16 protein-coding genes and 1 pseudogene are annotated in these 18,232 nt (G+C 37.6%); 1 reads left to right on the top strand and 16 read right to left on the bottom strand.

Annotation, left to right across the window (positions count from 1 at the left end; all coding sequences use genetic code 11):
- From CVD23_RS14645 to CVD23_RS14675, 7 genes are all read right to left on the bottom strand, one after another.
- Positions 1–208: hypothetical protein (locus CVD23_RS14645; protein ID WP_142382905.1), on the bottom strand; the 208-nt coding region annotated here is incomplete at its 3' end.
- The gene (locus CVD23_RS14650; RefSeq protein ID WP_101666435.1) at positions 168–1,415 is read right to left on the bottom strand and encodes a type III PLP-dependent enzyme; all 1,248 of its coding nucleotides are present in this window, start codon (positions 1,413–1,415) and stop codon (positions 168–170) included. The genes CVD23_RS14650 and CVD23_RS14645, both read right to left, overlap by 41 nt.
- Positions 1,405–2,190, bottom strand: coding sequence for an HpcH/HpaI aldolase family protein (locus CVD23_RS14655; protein ID WP_101666436.1), 786 nt, complete (start codon positions 2,188–2,190; stop codon positions 1,405–1,407). The genes CVD23_RS14650 and CVD23_RS14655 overlap by 11 nt, the downstream gene beginning before the upstream one ends.
- Positions 2,177–3,964, bottom strand: coding sequence for an IucA/IucC family protein (locus CVD23_RS14660; protein ID WP_101666437.1), 1,788 nt, complete (start codon positions 3,962–3,964; stop codon positions 2,177–2,179). The genes CVD23_RS14655 and CVD23_RS14660 overlap by 14 nt, the downstream gene beginning before the upstream one ends.
- Positions 3,939–5,633: an IucA/IucC family protein gene (locus CVD23_RS14665; RefSeq protein ID WP_257988516.1), complete on the bottom strand. Its 1,695-nt coding sequence runs from the start codon at positions 5,631–5,633 to the stop codon at positions 3,939–3,941. Before CVD23_RS14665 ends, CVD23_RS14660 begins: the two co-directional genes overlap by 26 nt.
- On the bottom strand, positions 5,608–7,026 hold the full coding sequence (locus CVD23_RS14670) for an MFS transporter (RefSeq protein WP_101666438.1): 1,419 nt from the start codon (positions 7,024–7,026) through the stop codon (positions 5,608–5,610). Before CVD23_RS14670 ends, CVD23_RS14665 begins: the two co-directional genes overlap by 26 nt.
- A gap of 2 nt (positions 7,027–7,028) precedes the next feature.
- Positions 7,029–8,375, bottom strand: coding sequence for a diaminobutyrate--2-oxoglutarate transaminase (locus tag CVD23_RS14675; RefSeq protein WP_101577946.1), 1,347 nt, complete (start codon positions 8,373–8,375; stop codon positions 7,029–7,031).
- 392 nt (positions 8,376–8,767) lie between these two features.
- Between CVD23_RS14675 and CVD23_RS22570 the strand changes: the two are divergent.
- Positions 8,768–8,925, top strand: a pseudogene (locus CVD23_RS22570) (flavodoxin); the annotation flags it as partial.
- Between the two features lie 114 nt (positions 8,926–9,039).
- Here the strand turns inward: CVD23_RS22570 and CVD23_RS14680 are convergent.
- From CVD23_RS14680 to CVD23_RS14720, 9 genes are all read right to left on the bottom strand, one after another.
- Positions 9,040–9,654 (bottom strand): hypothetical protein, encoded by a 615-nt coding sequence (locus tag CVD23_RS14680; protein ID WP_101666439.1) that lies wholly within the window; start codon positions 9,652–9,654, stop codon positions 9,040–9,042.
- Positions 9,655–9,718: 64 nt separating this feature from the next.
- A complete protein-coding gene (locus CVD23_RS14685) occupies positions 9,719–10,546 on the bottom strand; it encodes a Cof-type HAD-IIB family hydrolase (RefSeq protein ID WP_101666440.1) in 828 nt (275 codons plus the stop codon).
- Positions 10,527–11,672 carry an ABC transporter ATP-binding protein gene (locus CVD23_RS14690; RefSeq protein ID WP_101666441.1) on the bottom strand — a complete coding sequence of 382 codons (1,146 nt, stop codon included), beginning with the start codon at positions 11,670–11,672 and terminating at the stop codon, positions 10,527–10,529. The genes CVD23_RS14685 and CVD23_RS14690 overlap by 20 nt, the downstream gene beginning before the upstream one ends.
- A 15-nt stretch (positions 11,673–11,687) precedes the next feature.
- Entirely contained in the window at positions 11,688–12,566 is an 879-nt protein-coding gene (locus tag CVD23_RS14695) for a carbohydrate ABC transporter permease (RefSeq protein ID WP_101577735.1), read from the bottom strand.
- Positions 12,563–13,525: a carbohydrate ABC transporter permease gene (locus CVD23_RS14700; protein ID WP_101577734.1), complete on the bottom strand. Its 963-nt coding sequence runs from the start codon at positions 13,523–13,525 to the stop codon at positions 12,563–12,565. The genes CVD23_RS14695 and CVD23_RS14700 overlap by 4 nt, the downstream gene beginning before the upstream one ends.
- A gap of 18 nt (positions 13,526–13,543) precedes the next feature.
- On the bottom strand, positions 13,544–14,947 hold the full coding sequence (locus CVD23_RS14705) for a sugar ABC transporter substrate-binding protein (RefSeq protein ID WP_101666442.1): 1,404 nt from the start codon (positions 14,945–14,947) through the stop codon (positions 13,544–13,546).
- Positions 14,944–15,681: a GntR family transcriptional regulator gene (locus CVD23_RS14710; RefSeq protein WP_101577732.1), complete on the bottom strand. Its 738-nt coding sequence runs from the start codon at positions 15,679–15,681 to the stop codon at positions 14,944–14,946. The genes CVD23_RS14705 and CVD23_RS14710 overlap by 4 nt, the downstream gene beginning before the upstream one ends.
- Before the next feature lie 223 nt (positions 15,682–15,904).
- Positions 15,905–17,143 (bottom strand): beta-ketoacyl-ACP synthase II, encoded by a 1,239-nt coding sequence (gene fabF, locus CVD23_RS14715; RefSeq protein ID WP_101577731.1) that lies wholly within the window; start codon positions 17,141–17,143, stop codon positions 15,905–15,907.
- 87 nt (positions 17,144–17,230) lie between these two features.
- Positions 17,231–18,163: a beta-ketoacyl-ACP synthase III gene (locus CVD23_RS14720; RefSeq protein ID WP_101577945.1), complete on the bottom strand. Its 933-nt coding sequence runs from the start codon at positions 18,161–18,163 to the stop codon at positions 17,231–17,233.
- Positions 18,164–18,232 lie beyond the last annotated feature (69 nt).

Genomic DNA, 18,232 nt, shown 5'->3' on the forward strand with positions numbered 1-18,232 from the left:
TGAATCCGCTTACACGTTTTAGGTGGAAATAAATTCCGCCAACAAATGCTTGACTCAAACCTTGAATAACATTTGGTACATCTGAAAGCATTTTTGTGGTATGTTTATCGATATAAAAAAATTGCTCTGCAATAAATGCATTCATTAAATCTTGCGTTATTATTTGCTCAGCAGTAACACTTTGTAATTGAGTTATTGTTTTTTCCATAACGGTTCCCTTCTGTTATGTAATAAAATTCAGGGTGAGGATGACCTAAAAAGTCATGGTGAGAAATAGTCCAGCAATATGCACCTGATTTCTTAAATAGGATGGCATCTCCAACCCGTAAACTTTCCACCTCGGCATTTTCATAGAGCCGATCCTTAGGTGTGCACAACTCGCCAACGATCGTTACGTTCGAACTTTTGGTTTCCGGTCTTTGAAAAGGATAAGACCACCTTTCAAGATGTATTACGGAAAACGGATGATTATGCCCCCAGGATGCAGGCAATCTATTATGATGGGTTCCGCCCCTTATTACAGCGAAGCACTGGCCAGCTGACATTTTTATATCTACTACTTCCGCAATATAATAACCATAGTCGGCAACGATAAATCTACCCGGTTCAAAGAACAATTGCGTATCACCCAGGTTTTGTAATGCTTCACTTTGGGCCAATAAGGAGGTAAAGAGCTGCCAGTCAAATCCAGGTGTCTCATTATAAGAGACCCCAAAACCTCCTCCAGCGTTAATAACTTTCACATCTAATCCATATTGGTGTTTCCATTGTTCCACTTTTTGAATATAATGATGAATCATTTCTACGTGTAATTTTGTTCTTAGGTTATTTGATAAAGAATGGAAGTGAAAACCCCTGAAATGAACGTGCGTATTTTCTTTCTCTCTTAAAATGGATAACGCTTCTCCAATTAACTCTTCATCTATTCCAAACTGACTTGGCCGGCCTCCCATTGATATGTTTGTTTTGGGCAATGAATTTGTTCTTAAATTAATCCGTAATAAGACTTGAATATGCTTATTGCTTTTTTTCGCCAGCACGATTAATTTTTTCAGTTCCAAAAGACTTTCTACATGCAGATATGAAACATTTTCGCTAATTGCCCTTTCAAGTTCATAATCTTTTTTGCCAGGCCCCCCGAATAAAACAGGTACCGTTTTGGAAACCTCTCTTACTTTGCTCAACTCACCTATCGATGCAACTTCAAACCCCTTCACTAACGGCAATAATGCCTGTATAATTCTCTTATCAGGATTCGCTTTAATGGCATAAAATAAATTAGTCTGCTTGGGCAACGTGCTTAACATATTACTTACATGGTTTTGAATCCCTTCCAAGTCATATATATAAGCACATATTGGGTCTATCGTTTGATTATGCACCTCATTTATCATTTTTTTTATATCAGGATCCATACTGACCTCCAATTAAACTTCGATATTCTTTCAATTTTTGCATATATGCCCGAAATGCTGTACCTCTCTCATCCCCCAACACAAAAATATGTACCCCATTTTCCACCCACTTCTTATGATTCTTTGGATGTCTGGAGACAATTGAGTAAGGTATGTTACATTGCTTTGATACTTCATATAATTTCTCTAAATTTTTTTGCACTTCTGGATGATCTGTCTCCCACGGCACAGCAAGTGATTGAGAAAGGTCCGCTGCTCCTTCCAGAACGAAACTAATTTGTGGCAGAGATAAAATCGATTCACTTTCATTAACACCTAGCAAGCTTTCGATCATTGGAACGATCATCATCTCTTTATTTGCCTTGGCGATATAATCTCTTAAAGAATACTTTGCGAATACTCCTGGCCTGCCACTGTTAAGACTTCTCATGCCAATTGGATGATAGAAAGCATAGTTAATTGCATTTTCTACTTGTTCCTTTTGCGTAACATTTGGTATGACAATGCCTTGAGCGCCACAATCGAGCACTTTCAAAATTTCGATCCTGTCAACTTTTGAAATACGGACAAGCGGCGTAATCCCCACCAACTCGGCAGCACGGACCATATCTTCAATCGTTTCCATATTCGTTGATGTATGTTCATAATCAATAATGACAAAGTCAAATTCAGCATGACCAATTAGTTCAACCATGATCGGATGTGGTATAGATACAAACATTCCAAAAACAGGTTCATTTTTTTTAATTTTTTCTTTAAGCTTATTTTTTTCCATTCATTTCACTCCACGCCAACAGCAAAGGATTTTTTGTTTTGCGGAAATACAACTGGCCGTCGCCGTAAATACGCCGCTTGGTCATCTCTTCGATCAATGCAGCTTCAGAAAATAAATTAAACATCTCAAACCGTTCTTTAAATTCAGGATGATCATGTTGATACGCTGCTATCGTTTTTACACATCTACTCCAAAAATCTATCTCACTCAATCCGAATTTTTCAAATGTGAAACAAATTTCTGTCATGCAGATAAAGAAAAATGCATCATATGTATAGTCTCTAACTTCTGCTGCATCTTTGGCCTGAATAAACGAATATCGATTGAATTTCCTGTGACTTTCCGGCTCTGGATTTAATTTTGGCTCCCAATCCGGCTTTAAGAGTTGATCAGGAGTATACCGAACTCCATCATGCAAATCTTTAATAATCATTCTTTTCGGGAAATTGTTTTCAACGACTAAAATAATATTTTGAGCATGGGATTCCAGCGCGATCCCATGAGCAAATAATAAATGTATGATTGGAAACGTTACAACTTTAATAAGCGCTTCACTCCAAGCTTCAACCCCATATTGTTCAATCGCAGCTTTAATAAATGGCTCTCCGTTTTTTTGAGTATGTGATAGAGCATTTAGCGGCCACGCTTCCTCATTATCTTCAAGATATGTCGAAACATTTTCTCTGAAAATGGCTCCGAGCGTTCCATAAGTCATATCATATTGAATTGGATTTAGCTTATCGTACCGAAAAGATATTCCCATTACTTCTCTTAAAATCTGAAATTTTTCTTTTTTTAATAACGAGTCATCTTGAATAATTTTATTTAGCCAATCACTTATTAACGGGGCATTCTGAGTTGTGTGATGGGCTAGAATACGACTGGTTGAAGTATTTGTTATACTTAACGGAAATTTTATATATGGTGCTTCTGCATTTTCACGATGTGATAAAGAACGGATAGATTGCTGTACTCTATAAGTACTATTTGCTGTTCCTAGAATCACAATATCTTTATCAATCAATTGTTGAACGAAGAGAGATAGAATTTTGTTTTCTAGTTGCCAGGGATGTGCTGGCAAAAAAACATAATTCTTTTCTTCGCAGCCTTTTTCCTTAAGCACCTGTAAAAACCTATATTTATCTTCATTTGTCACATGATGTTTAATTATTTCTTCAAATGACATCTTTTTCAGAGTATTGACATCAATTAGCTGCTCATTTACTGCAACCCAGTATATAGAAACTTCCTGATTGAACTCTGGTCCATAATCAAAGTTATCTGCTAAAGAAAAGCCGATTCTTGATTTATAGCTTGGATGATAAGGGTGGCCATCCACCATATGACTTTCCAACACTTCATAATATTTGTCCTGTTCCGGTATTTGGTCTACTTGGAACTGCTTTGACTGGTGATCCTTTACTAATGTTTCCAATAACTCATGAATAAACTGAGAAGTATATGAACCTGTTACGTTATTTTGTATAATCTCTTCAAGAAATAGATATAAATTGGTAAATTCCTCCCCTTCTCTTTTAATTGATTTTTTTTCGATTTTAATTCGACCGAATGACCATTTTACATCTGCTTTACACGAATAATGGATGATATCTCCTTTAGCACTTTTTCCGTTAAAAAACCAATCTGTTCCAGTTTTGGTTGCTTTGATAATATCTTCAAAGAATAATGCCTCCAACGTTTGGCGCATAATCCTCTCTTTTACTTCATCAATCAATAATGCCTTGTCTTTATACGAGTAACTTAGCGTTGCCATAGGTTTCACTCCCCAATTTCTTCATTATATTGTTCACCGGAATATAGGATGGTGCCTCACTTTTCCTAAAAAGACAACTTATCATATTTTTTTTAGCAGCAAACGTCTCAGTTGTTAGCAAATGAAGAATAAATTCGTTCGCATTTTTTTCATATTCTTGCAGAAGAACATCACGAACAATTCCCCAAAAATGTTCTTCTTCCACATTTGCATCTTTGGCAATTGCATGTATGAAAGATCCTAAATGATTAACAACAAAATAATATGATGTGCGTGCCCAAGCTTCTTCTTGTTTATAGAATAGGGGGCCTGTCGTATCAACATCATCTTCAACCTTTTCTATATTTACACTTACACCTTCTAAATCTCTAATAATAAATGTTTCCGGCATGCCATTCTTTATCGTTAGTAAGGAGTTTTGTAAATGCGCTTCAAAATGAATGCCTTTCTCTTCTGCTAAACGGACAATAGGCAATAATGAAATTTCCAAATATCGTTTGAACCAGTGTTCTATTTTTTGACTTCCAGTCAGTGAGTATAGCCGGGAATGATTACGCTTAACCGGAGTTTCAATTAAACTGGAAAGAACAAAAGTTGTCTCTACATCGAATTCAATTGGGCGATAGACAATAGTAAATAATTTTGTGACGTCTTCATTTGCAAACTTGCACGTACATACTCCTACCTCATAAGAGATTTTTGTATTCGATTCTTCCTGGAAACAGCTTCTCTGTAATATGTACCTGGTCGCATCCAATGTTCTGCGCATTTGTTCTTTATTATTGGTTCTCATCATATTTGTTATTTGAATGTTTAGCGAAAGCTTGAGGTTGCAGGTCATTTCAGGAATATATACCGTACGGACAGAAGATGTCGGATATGCCACAGGGCCTAAGCTGCCAAGCGGGATTATTTTCTCTTGATTTATATAGTCCTCTACTTCTTTTACTGTTTTTACATGCTCGTATTGCCAAGGGTGAATGGGTAAAATTGCATAGGAAACCATTTTGTCTTTAAGAACTTGTTGTGCATGCTCTTTAACACTTTTATGCAGATCAATCCTTCTTTCTTCCGACACCCATTCTTCCTGGTAAATATCATTTCTAACAGCTAAATAACACAGCTGAAAAGAAGTACGGAGTTCTGGACAATACTTTTTAACTTCATCTTTTGTAAATCCTAATGTATTTTTGGGAAAGGGATGGAACGGATGCCCATATAAGAGCGATTGTTCTGACGTTAAATAATCCCATTTATGTTGTTCAACCGAATACTCTAAAAATAAAGCTAATTTTTGAAAGCTATTATCAACTTTATTTGAAAAATCAATAGAACGTTCAGCCGTTATTTCAGGATGCTTATCTTTTATTTCTTTAACGATCAATTGAACTAAATAAGAATAATCAAGTTTTCTTTCTTTGTTTACATAAAAACTAGCAAATTCATGTTCACCTATTGCAGAATAAAATGAAAGAGTTCCTGATATGGTTACGTCACTAGTTGGGAAATATATAGAATAAGCATTTTTATTTTTACTGACCGAAAAGGAGTTTGAATTTTCACTGCAAAACTCTCTAATAAAACAATTTAATAATGTCTTACATGTATGAAAGTTTGCTTGATTCCGACTTTCAACCCGTTTTTTAACTGACATTTTTAACACCTTCATCTAATTTTCTTCTATTTAAAAATAAAGCCAGCGGTAAAGTTAATACCATTAAAATCCCTAACACTAGAGATTCTTCTTTTAATGCCATCCATTTTGCATGGTGAGTGCTTTCTCCAGATTGAATGATCATTTGCCAACGCGCATCGTAATAAACGGTTAATATTATCACTGAAAAAGAAGATGCTAAACGTTTTATCGTATTAGACAATGCTGATCCTTCGTGCAGGTCGTCATCTTTTAATGAATTAAGCCCAATTGTCGTGACGGGCATATTTGATAAACCAACACCCATTCCTCTTACTGCCATTAGGATGACAATGAAAATTAATGGCACTCCTTTGGGGACAAATGCAAAAAACAATATTGAAATGGCAATCAGGCCTATGCCATAAACAATAAAATGCATGGATTTGCCCGAATCAATTAAGTTTCCACCGATCCATACAAACAAACTTGTAAAAATGGCTGTCGGAATAAACAGGGCACCTGTTAATGAGGGTGATAAATGGAACACCTCTTGGAACATTAATGGTAATGTAAAGATAACGCCAAACATGACTGAAGCATGGACTGCTGACATTATGACTGAGACAGCATATACAGAATTGCGTAAGAGCCCGAAACGAATTAAAGGTTCTTTTTGTATGTTCTCTATTTGAATAAAGCGAATCAAAATAACGACGCCTAAAAAAAGCATTACACTTGTTGCCCACCCCGGAATCGTCTGATTTGAAAACATCTGAATGCCCAGACTTAGTCCGCCAATGCCTAAAACCAGTAATACAATTCCTTGAAGGCGGATTGTTTTTCTATGCGCAGGTGGATCAGGGTTGATTTGCCTATAGCACAAGATTAATGAAAACAGCGCAAAAGGAACATTTATCCAAAATAGATGTCTTAACTCTCCAAATTGAATAATGAGACCTCCAAACGTTGGACCAATAGCCGGCGCAATGGTTAACAACATTCCCCATACACCAGTCACTTTTCCACGGATTTCTTTACTGTAAATATCAAATAATAAAACTAATGACAAAGGAATCGTTAAACCGGCTGCGATGCCATGCATAAAGCGTACTAACAATATCATCTGTACATATTGATAAAATAAGCCACCCATTATTGAAAACACAAAGTATAAGCCAATTCCCAAAATATATGTTTTCTTTCTGCCGAGACGATCAACAATACAAGCAGTCAACGGCATTGTGATCGTCATTGCCAATAGATAAAGTGCAATAATCCATCCACCATATATAGTGGAGATATCATACATTTGAACAAAGCTCGGCAATAATATATTAAACGCGCTATTCGTCAAAACTAAAGAAAAGGAGCCAATAAGGATAGCAATTAAAACAGTATGCTTTTTCAATTTCATTAAAATAACCATTGTTAATTGATCATTTGAATAGCTTCAACTACAGATTTCTCAAAAATATTTAAAACTTCTGTGGTTTCATTTTCTGTAATGGTCAATGGAGGTAAAAAACGCATGACTGCTGAGTGGCGTCCTCCTACTTCAATAATCAAGCCATTCTTAAAACATCTCTCTTGAATTTTTAAAGCCAGCTCCTCAAATTCTGGATAGTGTCCTAAACAATCTTTTTGTTCTTTGGGATTTACAATTTCAACCCCTATCATCAACCCTCTTCCACGAACATCGCCAATCTCTTCATATTTTTCTCTTAAATCGTTAAGCCTTTCAAAAAATTGCTTGCTGCGTACTTTTACATTTTCAAGTATATGGTTTTCTTTTATATATTTTAAAGTTGCCAACCCTGTAGCCATGCCCAACTGATTGCCGCGGAAAGTACCAATATGCGCCCCTGGATTCCATTGATCCAGTTCCTCTTTATAAATAACAACCGACATTGGCAGGCTTCCTCCAACTGCTTTCGAACAAACAATGACATCTGGAATGATGCCCGCATGTTCAAAAGAAAAAATTTCACCAGTTCTCCCAATTCCTGTTTGAACTTCATCTACAATTAAAGGAATTCCTCTTTCTGCAGTAATACGTCTCATTTCTTTTAACCATTCAATATCAGCTGGGATTGATCCACCTTCCCCTTGTACTGTTTCAAATATCATGCCACAAGGAGACGCTATACCACTTTCACAATCATCTAATAAATTTTCGATATATTGCGCGCTAATTTTAGCAGTCTTACCTTCGCCAATACCAAATGGGCACCGATATTCATATGGAAAAGGGAGAAAATGAACATCAGGTAATAAACTTTGCAAATGTTGCTTCTTGCTTAAGTTACCACTCATGGACATGGTAGCTTGTGTCGATCCGTGGTAACCCCCCTGGAACGCCAAGATGGACTTACCTTTAGTGGCATTTTTCACTAATTTAATCGCTGCCTCAACACCATCAGCACCGGTTGGCCCACAAAATTGTATTTTAGTCGAGTCTCTTAACTCTAAAGGTAATATGGAGAGTATTTCTTGTATAAATTCGATTTTCAAAGGAGTTGCTAAGTCTAATGTATGTAACGGAATTTGTCGTTTTAGCACATCTTCTATTGCTTGAATTACAACTGGATGATTATGTCCTAATGCAAGTGTTCCTGCACCGCTTAAACAATCATAAAATACTTTCCCTTCTACATCTATTATCATCATTCCTTCCGCTTTCTCAATAACCAACGGGAAATGACGTGGATAGGATCGGGCATTCGATTCTTTTTGATTCTGTAATTCTAAATACTTGTTCCCCGTTTTGAATGTCATCATCTATGGACACTCCTTTTTATTTAATAACGGAAATTACCGTAATTGATATTAAGATCATTAATAAAGCGTGATGAAAATAAATTGTTTAATAAGAAATCAGTCTGGGATACAGAGTGCATTTTCACATCGGTTGCTTATGATAATGAAATTCATTATCAATTACCTTATTAAGAATAATTGATAATGATTATCATAGTCAATGCCTTAATTGAAAAATAGGAAAATTCACCCAAAAAATTGTCACAGAGTTTAAAAGTACTCTACAGCCTTTTGTCCTAGGCAATCATAATATTTTGACTAAAATATTCCCCCTAACCCTTAGCCCAGAATTAAGCTTTTTTTAACAAGTTTATTTTATTGGAGTTGGATTACGTATCTTGGCATCTTCAAATTCATCATATCCTTATTATGAAGAAGCTGTTGATATCCTTATCGAAAAATTGAGGAAAGAGGAGCAGAGGTAGTCCTTTATGGTTTAAAAATTGAATTAACCCCGAGTCAGGATGATATTGAAATTTGCAAAGAATTTGGTAGAGAATTTGTGAAAATTAAAGGCTGTCGAGAAACTCGACAGCCTGGCGCGGTATTTGACCGCTCTCCTGGTTATGCAAGAAATTGAAATATTTGATAGAGTTTATAAAAATGAACATAATATAAATCCTTATTGCTTCCTCCCGACAAAGCGAACAATTCCAAGCGTACCGGTGTTCATGTCCTCTCTTAAATTCTCATGCTTTACAATTTGACACATCATTTCATAATCATCTGTTATGGTCTGTAAGCCATTTAACAGGGGTACTGGCTTGTTTTTGACGGTTCCATAAATGATTGCTTCAACTCCGAATGGATCATGTAGAAACTCATTTTTGAGCTTGGAGAATTCGTTGTGATAATCTTCTTGATAATATTTTTCATATTCACCTGTACAGCCGCAAATGGGACATTCATCCACAAACGGATGCAAGTGAGCCGGACGATCTACTTCAAAATGAACACTGGCAGCAACCGGATAATAGTTTACATCTTCAATATAAAAAGGTTTCTGTTGACTTAAATAATGCGTATAGAAACGAAGATGAATCGAGTGATCATGAGTCAAATACCCGTTATCACCTAACTTGATTAATTGCAGTCCTCTTCGCCTTCCAACGGCGTCGCATCCCTCTGCTGTGTGAAAATAACCGTAGTCATCCTCCATTTCGATCGTATCTTCAAGGGCACGAACGACAAATGTAAGAGCTTGCTTATAATTATCGGCTAATTTGTCAGAAATCATGATCCATAGATTAGGATATCTGGGAGCTGAATTTGGGAAGTTATTAAATTGCGGTAATAAACAATCAAGATCTTACTCCTCCATGTTCGTTAATTGACAATAAATTAGTCGCTTGGATTTTTTCAATTACTTCAATTAGCGCTTGTTCATTATTTGTTTTTTGGGTGACATAGTGTGAAACGGCTTTTAAATTGGGGATCGCATTTTTTACAGATATTCCTAATCCTGCTGTTTGAATCATTTCAATGTCGTTCTCATTGTCGCCAACAGCAACAAGCTTATGCGTTGGAATTTCCAGATGCTGCATCAAAACCTTTACGGCTACCCCTTTATTAACCCCTTTAGCTATGAATTCCAGCAATTCGGGTTCAGAGTTTATCGGTGTGAAAATAGAGTAAATCATTTTCAATTCATGTATTTCTTCTTGATTTCCAATCAGCATGATTTTAACCAATTGCTTTGTAAGCAGTTCGTCAATGGTTGTATACTGTGCTGTAATCGAATCTTTTATTAACTGTTTATGTATGAAAGTACTTTCTTCGAGAAAGTAAGCACCTTCATGATCAAAGGCCAACAAACTGACATTATATTGATTCCTGATCTTTAAAAATAACGAAACAATGTCGTTTATTTCATTACTCTCTAAAAATCGAGCATAAATAAACTCACTGGCCATTGGTTCATAAATCATGGCGCCGTTGTATAGGATGACAGGAGTATTAATCCCAACTTCATTAATATAAGGTAAAACACTATCGAGAGAGCGACCGGTTGCAAAAGTAAATTTACCTCCTGCTCTCTCAAAGCTTTGAATTCTCGATATGACATCTTTAGAGATTCGTTGGTTGCTATCAAGTAAAGTACCATCAAGGTCAGAAATTATGCACCACAAGCTGCTTCAAATCCTTTTCATTTTTTGGAAAAATATTTTGTTGTGATCCGTCTCGTTCAAATAAAAATTGCATTGTGATAATTTTTATCCAAACATCCGTTTGTACTCTCGGTACAAGAACGGTTGGACAAATCATTTTTACTTCTTCAAACGTACTTTCTAATACGACTGTGATCAGAAATTCTCTTCCTGTATGTTCAACGTGTTTGATCATTCCCCTTAGAAAATTCTTCTGATCTGGTTTATTAAAAACCACTTCTACGTCATGAGGCCTAAACCCCAAGATCAGATTTTTCTTTTGATTCAAGCTGTGTTCGGGTACGTTATAACTTGATAGACTAATGGTTGTATTTTGCTTTTCGATTACGAGTGAATGATTGGCAAAATTGTAGGAGCAGTCCAGTCTATTCATGATCGGCATTCCTAAAAAGCTGGCGACAAACCAATTAGTAGGATGATGGACGATCTCTAACGGATGATCATACTGTTGCAGCTCTCCATCTTTCATTACCGCGATCATATCGGACATAGCCATCGCTTCATCTTGATCATGGGTGACCATGATGGTGGTAATTCCTAATTTTTGTTGAAGTTGTTTTATTTCCTCTCTCATTTTCATACGTAATGAAGCATCAAGAGCAGATAAAGGTTCATCCAGTATTAATAAATCAGGCTCTTTAGCTATGGCTCTTGCTATGGCCACACGCTGGCGCTGGCCACCGGAAAGTTGAGACGGTTTTCTCTCCTCAAATCCTTCCAGTTTTACCATTCTTAAAACGCTCTTCACTCTTTCTAATGCTATGTTTTTAGGGACTTTTTGATTTCTTAATGGAAACATAATGTTGTCTTTAACTGACATATTCGGATATAGGGCCGAGTTTTGAAATACCATTCCTATTTTTCTGAATTTCGGTGGAACTGTTGTAACACACGTATGATCGAAGAAGATCTCCCCGTGTGAAGGCTTTTCCAGTCCAGCGATCATTAACATGGTTGTGGTTTTCCCACACCCGGACGGCCCTAGTATCGTGGTCAATTTTCCTGATGGAATTTCTAATTCGATATTTCTGACAGCTGGTTTTTTTGGTTCGTAATATTTGTATAACTGCTTTAAAGAAACTTTCATGAATTGAGCCCTCCACTAAATCTTCATCTTAGAAATATATTTTTGTGAGAACAAATATAGTAACATGGCAGGAATCATGTAAAATGTTGCTAAAGTCATAATAAAACCATAGTTCACAGACGCAGTAGAATTCATATCCAGTAAAGAATTTAAGATAATTGGAAATGTTATTTTACTTGAATCGTACGTGAAGGTGGAGACAAGAATATATTCGCCCCAGCCATTTAAAAAGGCAAAAAGTGTTATGGCGGCAATTCCTGGCCAAATATACGGAACATATATCGCAAAAAACTTTTTAAGATTAGAAGTTCCATCGATTTCGGCAGCTCGATCGATTTCTTTTGGGATTTCGTCAAAGAAACCTTTTATAATCCAAGTGGACAGACCTACTTCTGCTAATCCTTTAATTAAGATCGTGCCGAATAAAGTGTCTAATAGACCAACTGTTTTTAACATATAGAAGCTAGCGATTAGTGTCGTAATGGATGGCAGAGCCCTTGTGAACAATGTTGATTGAATTAGCAAATCTTTACCGGGGAATCGGCCTTTTGATAAAGCATAACCGGATAATAAACTCACTCCAACTTCGATCAACATACTGCCCAGTGCGATGAGTAAAGTGTTATAGAAAATGGTCCATACATTGGGAAATGCAAACGTACCCACCACTAAATTAGGTTCAAATAAAAATTTCCAGTTATTTATGGTGAAACCTGCTGGCAATCCTCCCTTGATATCACTAAAAGCAAAAAGAAACATCCCTAAATAGATACTTAATAGAACTAATGAAAAGATCGTAAGGACGGTAATACAGAAAGCTTTTAAGCAACTGTCAGAAATTCGATTGTATAAATTCGTCCATCCACCTGAGTTCACAAATTGTTTCATCATCATTTATCACTATCCATTAACTTTTTTAATCCAAACTGCTTGTAGGCAATGATTATTACTATAAATATTAAAGGAAGCATGTACATCGAAATAGCTGAACCGTAACCGAAATCTAACGTAGAAAACGCGGTATGAAAGGAATATAATGACCATACTTCAGATTGATAGTTTGGTCCGCCATCCGTCAGTAACAAGATCGATTCATAGGATGTTATCAGGGCTAAACCTTGCCAAAGCGTTAAAAATGTGAGTGGCCACTTTAAATATGGAAGGATTAATCTTTTTATAATGACCCAATCAGAAGCTCCGTCCACTTTCGCTACCCTAAATAAGTTTTCATTCATTGACTGAATAGAGGAAGATAACATGATAGTGGTAATCGATGTACCCATAACCCCTGCTAAAATAATATTAATGAATAGAGGATACTCAGTTAGCCACGCTACAGGCTCTATGCCGTAGAATTTATGTAATATCATATTGAAGATCCCACTATCGGTCGGGCTGAATATCCATGTCCAAAGTAATGCCTCGACTACCCCTGGTGATACTTTTGGCAATAACCAAATGGCTCTAAAGAAAGTTCCGCGTCTTGAGTTTTTTATAAAATAAGTAGTTGTAATTGCCACAAACATTCCTAAAAAAATTTTTATAAACAGAGTCATGAATACGAAAATCAGCGTGTTCCAGAAAATTAAACCAATTTTTGGGTCAGATAGGACCTTTTGATAATTGGTCCAACCAACAAAATCCCAATTTAAGCTGTGATCCATTGAGGTAAAAGAGATCAGGATAATGATTAAAGCAGTGATGGGTACGATCAGGAGTTGATTTAAAACGAAAGGGCCCAAAATCAGGCCCCAATATTTATTTTCTTTCGCTAATTTCCATAGAGATTTCTTTTGGTTGAATTCTTTGCTGATAATCTCTTGTTCTAATAAAATTGTTTCAGTTGATAGCATGGAAATTCCTCACATCTCTTATTTAATGACAGAGTTCGCTTTCAGGTTCAGTGCCATTTGTTCTTCAATGTAGGATACAGCTGTTTCAGGTGTCATTTCACCAGACATCACATAAGTTGTAGCGTCAATCAGGATTTTGCTATATTTTGTCTGATCCGAATGGTTCCCTGCAAAGTGTGAATAGTTCGTTAAATGTTTCACACTGTTGATCCATTCATTTGCTTTAACTTGTTCGTTTTCTTGTCCTTCTTGCGTAAACGGGATATGCGATGTTTCAACAGCATGCTTCGCTTGTAATTCCGGTGCACTTACATGTACCAGCAATCTTTTCGCAATGTCCGGATATTTTGTGTTTTTTGAGATGACATAGATATATGGATTCGATACCGTGATTGGTTTCTTTCCTTTCTTAATTGTTGGCAAATTCATAATCCCAACATTTTGTTTGATCCAATTAGTAGTCACATTTCCTAATTCCTTATGCCACCCTTGAGTACGAAACTTTGCTTCATCCCAAATTCCGCCTTGAGCAAACAACGTTTCCTGGTTTAACATTCTAGCCAATTTTTCTGCTTTATCTGTTGTCATATTTGCTGCAGGGACGACGCCACTATCTTTACTTTCTTTAATCCATTCAAATGTTTTCAGAACTTTTTCTTTATCGAGGATAAATTTTTTGTTTTTCCAATCATATAGCTCTGCTCCAAAGTTATAGAAATTCATTGGAACGTCATTTGGGCCGCGGTCGAATTCATACCCGTTTTTTACAAGACCCTTTTTTTGTGCTTCTAAAGCAATATCTGTCATATCGTTTAAAGTAAAATCGCCTGTTTCAGCTTTTTTTGGCAATTGGTTAATATCTTCTTCTGACCAACCCATTTTCCTTAAAATTTCTTTATTAAAGTAAACAGCACGTGCCTCTGTATCTTGAATGACTCCATAGACTTTCTCATCCCATGTTACTGGCTGCCAATAGCCATCCATTATATTTTCAAACACTTTTTCCTTCTTTACACTGTCCAGCGGCAGGATATAATCTCCCTCTGCCATCCAGCCGACAGAAGCATAAGAAGTTGTATAGATATCCGCGGCATTGTTTGACTGGGATGCAAAGATAAAATTCTTATCAAAATCTTCAGCACTCATTGGTTTGACAATTGGTTCAATTTCCACTCGATAATTGGCTTTTTCCTTTTCAAGCTCTGCGTTCAATTTTTCTGCTGCACCTTCAAAGTTGGTTACACGTGTAGGAGCTGAAGCATCGTTTGTAAAAACCTTCATCGTCATAATTTTGTTTCCATTTTCATCTTTTGGCAGATCTTCTGTTGAAGCAGATGTGGTTGTAGGTTTATTGGATTGGCAGCCCGCTACAAAATTGATGGATAATAGCAATACGAGTGCACTTAGTAAAATTTTTTTCATTTCATATTACCTCCTTTTATTCTCTTATTTCTTTTAACATAAAAACGAATGACGTCGTTCCTCATATAATCGTATGAAAGTAAAATCGGTTTTCCCTCGATCGTATAGTGGGTTTGAATAAATTTTAATAATGGATAATTATTGCCCGAAAAAATTGCTGGTACTTCATCTAAACTCGTTACTGCTTGGATTTCCGTGATCGCTTCAGTTATTTCGTAATCATAGAAGTCCTTTAAAAACTTGGATAACGATCCTTTAAAATAATATTGTGCAAATTCATTTCCAACTAATTTATAGGGTAAAACGTTAATAGAGTATACAACTGGCTCGAGTTTAGCTGTTCGTATTCTGTTTAAAATATACACGTCATCATTCTTTTCAATTTGTAACAGTTCACTTGCTTCATCTGAAGGCTTGTCTACATATATGTTCGTATCCATATCATCTTCAGCTAAGTTAGCGTTCCGAATCATTTCAGTGATACTGGACAACGAGTTAAGAGAATTCTTTAAAGATAGTGATTCTTGTTTTATGTAGTAGCCTGAACCTTGTATACTATAAATTTTCCCCTGTTCGATCAACTCATTTAATGCTTTCCTAATTGTTTCTCTGCTCACACTGTATTGTTCCGATAACTCCTTTTCGCCTGGCAGTCGTTTCGTTGTCCCATCTTTCTTTGAGATGTAGTGTTTATATATTTTATAACTGATGTTTAAATACTTAACAGTTCTCATCTACCTCCTCCTTGTTACCTTCATTATAAGTGGCGATTGTTAATCCTAAATTGACCGAAAGTAAGGAAAAAACTATATTTATGTAAATTTGTCTAGACAATTACAAATTTGTCTAGGTGAAATGTTTCTGTGTAGACCCAACATTTGGAGACAAAAATTAAAGGCTGTCGAGTTTCTCGACAGCCTCACAAGCGATATTGATGACCGCTCTCTTTTCATTATTCTATTCGTATTTGCGAAATGCGAGTGTCGCATTATGACCGCCAAAGCCAAGTGAATTGCTGATTGCAGCTGTTATTTCCTGCGTGCGGGCTTTGTTTGGGATGTAATCAAGATCACATTCCGGATCCGGATTTTGCAAGTTGATTGTTGGAGGCAAGACTCCTTCGTTTATGGCTAGAACAGTAAAGATTGCTTCAACCCCACCTGCTGCACCAAGTAAGTGGCCTGTCATCGATTTTGTTGAGCTGATCGCCAGCTTATACGCATGGTCTCCGAATACTTCCTTGATTGCGAGCGTTTCAAATTTATCATTGTACTCTGTGCTAGTGCCGTGGGCGTTGATATAATCAATTTCTTCCGGGTTCAACCCACCGTTTTCAAGTGCCATTTTCATCGCCCGGGCTCCGCCCTCGCCTGCAGGAGCCGGTGCCGTGATATGGTAGGCATCCCCTGTCGCACCATAGCCAACAATTTCCGCGTAGATTTTGGCGCCGCGAGCTTTAGCGTGTTCAAGTTCTTCAAGGACAACGATACCTGCACCCTCCCCGATTACGAACCCGTCACGGTTGATATCAAAGGGACGGCTCGCTGTGGCAGGATCAGGATTTGTCGAAAGTGCCGTGTTGGAACAGAAGCCGGCAACAGACATTTTTGTAATCGGAGCCTCTGCGCCTCCAGAAACCATCACATCTGCATCTCCGCGCTGGATTACCTTGAACGCATCCCCAATTGAATTTGTTCCTGTAGCACAAGCGGTTACTGTACATGAATTAAAGCCTTTGGCACCCAGAGTAATCGATACCTGGCCAGCTGCCATGTCAGGAATAATCATCGGTACGAAGAACGGGCTGACGCGGCGATAACCTCGATTAAGGAAGGTTTCATACTGTTGTTCGAATGTTTCCATTCCTCCAATTCCGGAACCGATCCAGACCCCCACTCTTGGTGCATTTTTCTCGTTGATTTCAAGACCCGCGTCTTTTACAGCCATCAACGAAGCCGCTACAGCATAATGTGTAAAGCGGTCCATTTTTCTTGCGTCTTTTTTCTCAATAAAGGCTTCCACGTTAAAGTCCTTTAACTCTGCAGATACCTTTGCGGGATATTCGTCACGGTTTACCCTTGTCATTAACCCGATCCCTGAAACTCCTGCAATGGCGTTCTGCCATGAAGTTTCAGCATCGTTGCCTAACGGTGTGACCGCACCGAGTCCGGTGACTACTACCCTTCGATTTTCCATTTATATCGCATCTCCTTACCATCAAATTGTATTGATCTTGTTAGCGTGAAAACAGGCTGGACTCTGCTTTAAATATGGGCCACCAATTTAAAGTCCCCAGCGAAGCGCAATCGCGCCCCATGTTAAGCCTCCTCCAAACCCTACCATAACGATTACATCCCCATCTTTTATTCTACCAGCCTCAAGCTCCTCTACCATCGAAATAGGTATCGATGCGGCTGAGGTATTCCCGTATTTATGGACCGTTTTCGACATTTTATCTTCAGGAAGCTCTAGCCGCTGACGCGCTGCTTCCATAATGCGAATGTTAGCCTGATGGGGAACCAGGAAATCGACGTCCTCTTTCTTGAGGCCAGCCTTCTCCAAAACATTTATACAGCTTTCTCCCATTTGCCGGACGGCAAATTTGAATACTTCCCTTCCGTTCATAATGAGATATTCGTCCTGGTACAGGTGTTTTCCTCCTGTACCATCTGCGCCTAATTCGAAAGCGAGTATCCCCCGTTCTTCACTAACGGGTCCCATGATCACAGCTCCGGCACCGTCCCCAAATAATACGGCTGTGTTCCGGTCCTCCCAATTGGTGATTTTCGAAAGTTTTTCAACACCAACAACCAAAACATATTTATATGCCGAAGTTTCAATAAATTGCTTGGCTGTAATCATTCCATACATAAAGCCGGCACACGCTGCACTTATATCCATTGCGGCTGCTTTTTTCGCGCCGAGACGTTCCTGGAGCATACAAGATACTGATGGAAATGGCCGATCGGGCGTAACGGTTGCGACTAGGATTAAATCCAGTTGCTCCGCGTTAATTCCCGCATTCTCAATCGCGTTTACTGCTGCTTGATAGGCGAGATCCGAAGTGTCTGTGTCTTGATCGGCAATTCTTCTTTCTTCTATTCCCGTTCTGGTTCTGATCCATTCATCAGAGGTATCCATTATTTTCTCTAAATCATGGTTGGTTACGATTTTTTCCGGCAAACATTTGCCAATTCCAATGATCCCAGCGTTCATGAAGCCAACTCCTTTTTTTGTTATTCGACGTTTTTTAAAAATTATTGGCAAAAGCCCCATCTACGGAGG

The organism is Bacillus sp. V33-4 (assembly GCF_002860225.1).
GTDB lineage: Bacteria > Bacillota > Bacilli > Bacillales > Cytobacillaceae > Bacillus_BJ > Bacillus_BJ canaveralius.

Excerpts from the sequence above, each read along its gene's own strand:
- CVD23_RS14650 (WP_101666435.1), bottom strand. The coding sequence starts at position 1,415 with ATGGATCCTGATATAAAAAAAATGATAAATGAGGTGCATAATCAAACG.
- CVD23_RS14655 (WP_101666436.1), bottom strand. The coding sequence starts at position 2,190 with ATGGAAAAAAATAAGCTTAAAGAAAAAATTAAAAAAAATGAACCTGTT.
- CVD23_RS14660 (WP_101666437.1), bottom strand. The coding sequence starts at position 3,964 with ATGGCAACGCTAAGTTACTCGTATAAAGACAAGGCATTATTGATTGAT.
- CVD23_RS14665 (WP_257988516.1), bottom strand. The coding sequence starts at position 5,633 with ATGAAGGTGTTAAAAATGTCAGTTAAAAAACGGGTTGAAAGTCGGAAT.
- CVD23_RS14670 (WP_101666438.1), bottom strand. The coding sequence starts at position 7,026 with ATGGTTATTTTAATGAAATTGAAAAAGCATACTGTTTTAATTGCTATC.
- CVD23_RS14675 (WP_101577946.1), bottom strand. The coding sequence starts at position 8,375 with ATGACATTCAAAACGGGGAACAAGTATTTAGAATTACAGAATCAAAAA.
- CVD23_RS14680 (WP_101666439.1), bottom strand. The coding sequence starts at position 9,654 with ATGATTTCTGACAAATTAGCCGATAATTATAAGCAAGCTCTTACATTT.
- CVD23_RS14690 (WP_101666441.1), bottom strand. The coding sequence starts at position 11,672 with ATGAAAGTTTCTTTAAAGCAGTTATACAAATATTACGAACCAAAAAAA.
- CVD23_RS14695 (WP_101577735.1), bottom strand. The coding sequence starts at position 12,566 with ATGATGATGAAACAATTTGTGAACTCAGGTGGATGGACGAATTTATAC.
- CVD23_RS14700 (WP_101577734.1), bottom strand. The coding sequence starts at position 13,525 with ATGCTATCAACTGAAACAATTTTATTAGAACAAGAGATTATCAGCAAA.
- CVD23_RS14705 (WP_101666442.1), bottom strand. The coding sequence starts at position 14,947 with ATGAAAAAAATTTTACTAAGTGCACTCGTATTGCTATTATCCATCAAT.
- CVD23_RS14710 (WP_101577732.1), bottom strand. The coding sequence starts at position 15,681 with ATGAGAACTGTTAAGTATTTAAACATCAGTTATAAAATATATAAACAC.
- fabF (WP_101577731.1), bottom strand. The coding sequence starts at position 17,143 with ATGGAAAATCGAAGGGTAGTAGTCACCGGACTCGGTGCGGTCACACCG.
- CVD23_RS14720 (WP_101577945.1), bottom strand. The coding sequence starts at position 18,163 with ATGAACGCTGGGATCATTGGAATTGGCAAATGTTTGCCGGAAAAAATC.